Origin of the sequence: Paenibacillus montaniterrae (assembly GCF_018403185.1) — a bacterium.
Lineage (GTDB): Bacteria > Bacillota > Bacilli > Paenibacillales > Paenibacillaceae > Pristimantibacillus > Pristimantibacillus montaniterrae.
The window spans coordinates 1-5,513 of the sequence record NZ_BOSE01000021.1; the positions used below are offsets into that span (position 1 = coordinate 1).

9 protein-coding genes are annotated in these 5,513 nt (G+C 44.7%); all 9 read left to right on the top strand.

Annotated elements, in window-relative coordinates; all coding sequences use genetic code 11:
- Positions 1–368: major capsid protein (locus KJS52_RS28020; protein WP_079744006.1), on the top strand; the 368-nt coding region annotated here is incomplete at its 5' end.
- A 110-nt stretch (positions 369–478) separates the two neighbouring features.
- Positions 479–1,006: a hypothetical protein gene (locus tag KJS52_RS28025; protein ID WP_000487867.1), complete on the top strand. Its 528-nt coding sequence runs from the start codon at positions 479–481 to the stop codon at positions 1,004–1,006.
- An 8-nt stretch (positions 1,007–1,014) separates the two neighbouring features.
- Positions 1,015–2,001 carry a Minor spike protein gene (locus tag KJS52_RS28030; protein WP_000466547.1) on the top strand — a complete coding sequence of 329 codons (987 nt, stop codon included), beginning with the start codon at positions 1,015–1,017 and terminating at the stop codon, positions 1,999–2,001.
- A 63-nt stretch (positions 2,002–2,064) separates the two neighbouring features.
- A complete protein-coding gene (locus KJS52_RS28035) occupies positions 2,065–3,606 on the top strand; it encodes a replication endonuclease (protein ID WP_000252566.1) in 1,542 nt (513 codons plus the stop codon).
- Complete coding sequence (locus tag KJS52_RS28040; protein ID WP_435988044.1) at positions 3,539–3,691, top strand: hypothetical protein; 153 nt, start codon at positions 3,539–3,541, stop codon at positions 3,689–3,691. Before KJS52_RS28035 ends, KJS52_RS28040 begins: the two co-directional genes overlap by 68 nt.
- Positions 3,624–3,863 (top strand): phage DNA packaging protein C, encoded by a 240-nt coding sequence (locus KJS52_RS28045; protein ID WP_016670801.1) that lies wholly within the window; start codon positions 3,624–3,626, stop codon positions 3,861–3,863. Before KJS52_RS28040 ends, KJS52_RS28045 begins: the two co-directional genes overlap by 68 nt.
- Positions 3,860–4,318 carry a scaffolding protein D gene (locus KJS52_RS28050; protein WP_000084700.1) on the top strand — a complete coding sequence of 153 codons (459 nt, stop codon included), beginning with the start codon at positions 3,860–3,862 and terminating at the stop codon, positions 4,316–4,318. Before KJS52_RS28045 ends, KJS52_RS28050 begins: the two co-directional genes overlap by 4 nt.
- On the top strand, positions 4,318–4,434 hold the full coding sequence (locus KJS52_RS28055; protein WP_000033471.1) for a phage DNA packaging protein J: 117 nt from the start codon (positions 4,318–4,320) through the stop codon (positions 4,432–4,434). The genes KJS52_RS28050 and KJS52_RS28055 overlap by 1 nt, the downstream gene beginning before the upstream one ends.
- Positions 4,435–4,470: 36 nt before the next feature.
- On the top strand, positions 4,471–5,513 hold a 1,043-nt coding region (locus tag KJS52_RS28060), incomplete at its 3' end, for a major capsid protein (RefSeq protein WP_116298504.1).

The following is a 5,513-nucleotide window of genomic DNA, read 5'->3' on the forward strand; positions in this document are numbered from 1 at the left end:
AAGGTGCTTTGACTTATACCGATATTGCTGGCGACCCTGTTTTGTATGGCAACTTGCCGCCGCGTGAAATTTCTATGAAGGATGTTTTCCGTTCTGGTGATTCGTCTAAGAAGTTTAAGATTGCTGAGGGTCAGTGGTATCGTTATGCGCCTTCGTATGTTTCTCCTGCTTATCACCTTCTTGAAGGCTTCCCATTCATTCAGGAACCGCCTTCTGGTGATTTGCAAGAACGCGTACTTATTCGCCACCATGATTATGACCAGTGTTTCCAGTCCGTTCAGTTGTTGCAGTGGAATAGTCAGGTTAAATTTAATGTGACCGTTTATCGCAATCTGCCGACCACTCGCGATTCAATCATGACTTCGTGATAAAAGATTGAGTGTGAGGTTATAACGCCGAAGCGGTAAAAATTTTAATTTTTGCCGCTGAGGGGTTGACCAAGCGAAGCGCGGTAGGTTTTCTGCTTAGGAGTTTAATCATGTTTCAGACTTTTATTTCTCGCCATAATTCAAACTTTTTTTCTGATAAGCTGGTTCTCACTTCTGTTACTCCAGCTTCTTCGGCACCTGTTTTACAGACACCTAAAGCTACATCGTCAACGTTATATTTTGATAGTTTGACGGTTAATGCTGGTAATGGTGGTTTTCTTCATTGCATTCAGATGGATACATCTGTCAACGCCGCTAATCAGGTTGTTTCTGTTGGTGCTGATATTGCTTTTGATGCCGACCCTAAATTTTTTGCCTGTTTGGTTCGCTTTGAGTCTTCTTCGGTTCCGACTACCCTCCCGACTGCCTATGATGTTTATCCTTTGGATGGTCGCCATGATGGTGGTTATTATACCGTCAAGGACTGTGTGACTATTGACGTCCTTCCCCGTACGCCGGGCAATAATGTTTATGTTGGTTTCATGGTTTGGTCTAACTTTACCGCTACTAAATGCCGCGGATTGGTTTCGCTGAATCAGGTTATTAAAGAGATTATTTGTCTCCAGCCACTTAAGTGAGGTGATTTATGTTTGGTGCTATTGCTGGCGGTATTGCTTCTGCTCTTGCTGGTGGCGCCATGTCTAAATTGTTTGGAGGCGGTCAAAAAGCCGCCTCCGGTGGCATTCAAGGTGATGTGCTTGCTACCGATAACAATACTGTAGGCATGGGTGATGCTGGTATTAAATCTGCCATTCAAGGCTCTAATGTTCCTAACCCTGATGAGGCCGTCCCTAGTTTTGTTTCTGGTGCTATGGCTAAAGCTGGTAAAGGACTTCTTGAAGGTACGTTGCAGGCTGGCACTTCTGCCGTTTCTGATAAGTTGCTTGATTTGGTTGGACTTGGTGGCAAGTCTGCCGCTGATAAAGGAAAGGATACTCGTGATTATCTTGCTGCTGCATTTCCTGAGCTTAATGCTTGGGAGCGTGCTGGTGCTGATGCTTCCTCTGCTGGTATGGTTGACGCCGGATTTGAGAATCAAAAAGAGCTTACTAAAATGCAACTGGACAATCAGAAAGAGATTGCCGAGATGCAAAATGAGACTCAAAAAGAGATTGCTGGCATTCAGTCGGCGACTTCACGCCAGAATACGAAAGACCAGGTATATGCACAAAATGAGATGCTTGCTTATCAACAGAAGGAGTCTACTGCTCGCGTTGCGTCTATTATGGAAAACACCAATCTTTCCAAGCAACAGCAGGTTTCCGAGATTATGCGCCAAATGCTTACTCAAGCTCAAACGGCTGGTCAGTATTTTACCAATGACCAAATCAAAGAAATGACTCGCAAGGTTAGTGCTGAGGTTGACTTAGTTCATCAGCAAACGCAGAATCAGCGGTATGGCTCTTCTCATATTGGCGCTACTGCAAAGGATATTTCTAATGTCGTCACTGATGCTGCTTCTGGTGTGGTTGATATTTTTCATGGTATTGATAAAGCTGTTGCCGATACTTGGAACAATTTCTGGAAAGACGGTAAAGCTGATGGTATTGGCTCTAATTTGTCTAGGAAATAACCGTCAGGATTGACACCCTCCCAATTGTATGTTTTCATGCCTCCAAATCTTGGAGGCTTTTTTATGGTTCGTTCTTATTACCCTTCTGAATGTCACGCTGATTATTTTGACTTTGAGCGTATCGAGGCTCTTAAACCTGCTATTGAGGCTTGTGGCATTTCTACTCTTTCTCAATCCCCAATGCTTGGCTTCCATAAGCAGATGGATAACCGCATCAAGCTCTTGGAAGAGATTCTGTCTTTTCGTATGCAGGGCGTTGAGTTCGATAATGGTGATATGTATGTTGACGGCCATAAGGCTGCTTCTGACGTTCGTGATGAGTTTGTATCTGTTACTGAGAAGTTAATGGATGAATTGGCACAATGCTACAATGTGCTCCCCCAACTTGATATTAATAACACTATAGACCACCGCCCCGAAGGGGACGAAAAATGGTTTTTAGAGAACGAGAAGACGGTTACGCAGTTTTGCCGCAAGCTGGCTGCTGAACGCCCTCTTAAGGATATTCGCGATGAGTATAATTACCCCAAAAAGAAAGGTATTAAGGATGAGTGTTCAAGATTGCTGGAGGCCTCCACTATGAAATCGCGTAGAGGCTTTGCTATTCAGCGTTTGATGAATGCAATGCGACAGGCTCATGCTGATGGTTGGTTTATCGTTTTTGACACTCTCACGTTGGCTGACGACCGATTAGAGGCGTTTTATGATAATCCCAATGCTTTGCGTGACTATTTTCGTGATATTGGTCGTATGGTTCTTGCTGCCGAGGGTCGCAAGGCTAATGATTCACACGCCGACTGCTATCAGTATTTTTGTGTGCCTGAGTATGGTACAGCTAATGGCCGTCTTCATTTCCATGCGGTGCACTTTATGCGGACACTTCCTACAGGTAGCGTTGACCCTAATTTTGGTCGTCGGGTACGCAATCGCCGCCAGTTAAATAGCTTGCAAAATACGTGGCCTTATGGTTACAGTATGCCCATCGCAGTTCGCTACACGCAGGACGCTTTTTCACGTTCTGGTTGGTTGTGGCCTGTTGATGCTAAAGGTGAGCCGCTTAAAGCTACCAGTTATATGGCTGTTGGTTTCTATGTGGCTAAATACGTTAACAAAAAGTCAGATATGGACCTTGCTGCTAAAGGTCTAGGAGCTAAAGAATGGAACAACTCACTAAAAACCAAGCTGTCGCTACTTCCCAAGAAGCTGTTCAGAATCAGAATGAGCCGCAACTTCGGGATGAAAATGCTCACAATGACAAATCTGTCCACGGAGTGCTTAATCCAACTTACCAAGCTGGGTTACGACGCGACGCCGTTCAACCAGATATTGAAGCAGAACGCAAAAAGAGAGATGAGATTGAGGCTGGGAAAAGTTACTGTAGCCGACGTTTTGGCGGCGCAACCTGTGACGACAAATCTGCTCAAATTTATGCGCGCTTCGATAAAAATGATTGGCGTATCCAACCTGCAGAGTTTTATCGCTTCCATGACGCAGAAGTTAACACTTTCGGATATTTCTGATGAGTCGAAAAATTATCTTGATAAAGCAGGAATTACTACTGCTTGTTTACGAATTAAATCGAAGTGGACTGCTGGCGGAAAATGAGAAAATTCGACCTATCCTTGCGCAGCTCGAGAAGCTCTTACTTTGCGACCTTTCGCCATCAACTAACGATTCTGTCAAAAACTGACGCGTTGGATGAGGAGAAGTGGCTTAATATGCTTGGCACGTTCGTCAAGGACTGGTTTAGATATGAGTCACATTTTGTTCATGGTAGAGATTCTCTTGTTGACATTTTAAAAGAGCGTGGATTACTATCTGAGTCCGATGCTGTTCAACCACTAATAGGTAAGAAATCATGAGTCAAGTTACTGAACAATCCGTACGTTTCCAGACCGCTTTGGCCTCTATTAAGCTCATTCAGGCTTCTGCCGTTTTGGATTTAACCGAAGATGATTTCGATTTTCTGACGAGTAACAAAGTTTGGATTGCTACTGACCGCTCTCGTGCTCGTCGCTGCGTTGAGGCTTGCGTTTATGGTACGCTGGACTTTGTAGGATACCCTCGCTTTCCTGCTCCTGTTGAGTTTATTGCTGCCGTCATTGCTTATTATGTTCATCCCGTCAACATTCAAACGGCCTGTCTCATCATGGAAGGCGCTGAATTTACGGAAAACATTATTAATGGCGTCGAGCGTCCGGTTAAAGCCGCTGAATTGTTCGCGTTTACCTTGCGTGTACGCGCAGGAAACACTGACGTTCTTACTGACGCAGAAGAAAACGTGCGTCAAAAATTACGTGCAGAAGGAGTGATGTAATGTCTAAAGGTAAAAAACGTTCTGGCGCTCGCCCTGGTCGTCCGCAGCCGTTGCGAGGTACTAAAGGCAAGCGTAAAGGCGCTCGTCTTTGGTATGTAGGTGGTCAACAATTTTAATTGCAGGGGCTTCGGCCCCTTACTTGAGGATAAATTATGTCTAATATTCAAACTGGCGCCGAGCGTATGCCGCATGACCTTTCCCATCTTGGCTTCCTTGCTGGTCAGATTGGTCGTCTTATTACCATTTCAACTACTCCGGTTATCGCTGGCGACTCCTTCGAGATGGACGCCGTTGGCGCTCTCCGTCTTTCTCCATTGCGTCGTGGCCTTGCTATTGACTCTACTGTAGACATTTTTACTTTTTATGTCCCTCATCGTCACGTTTATGGTGAACAGTGGATTAAGTTCATGAAGGATGGTGTTAATGCCACTCCTCTCCCGACTGTTAACACTACTGGTTATATTGACCATGCCGCTTTTCTTGGCACGATTAACCCTGATACCAATAAAATCCCTAAGCATTTGTTTCAGGGTTATTTGAATATCTATAACAACTATTTTAAAGCGCCGTGGATGCCTGACCGTACCGAGGCTAACCCTAATGAGCTTAATCAAGATGATGCTCGTTATGGTTTCCGTTGCTGCCATCTCAAAAACATTTGGACTGCTCCGCTTCCTCCTGAGACTGAGCTTTCTCGCCAAATGACGACTTCTACCACATCTATTGACATTATGGGTCTGCAAGCTGCTTATGCTAATTTGCATACTGACCAAGAACGTGATTACTTCATGCAGCGTTACCATGATGTTATTTCTTCATTTGGAGGTAAAACCTCTTATGACGCTGACAACCGTCCTTTACTTGTCATGCGCTCTAATCTCTGGGCATCTGGCTATGATGTTGATGGAACTGACCAAACGTCGTTAGGCCAGTTTTCTGGTCGTGTTCAACAGACCTATAAACATTCTGTGCCGCGTTTCTTTGTTCCTGAGCATGGCACTATGTTTACTCTTGCGCTTGTTCGTTTTCCGCCTACTGCGACTAAAGAGATTCAGTACCTTAACGCTAAAGGTGCTTTGACTTATACCGATATTGCTGGCGACCCTGTTTTGTATGGCAACTTGCCGCCGCGTGAAATTTCTATGAAGGATGTTTTCCGTTCTGGTGATTCGTCTAAGAAGTTTAAGATTGCTGA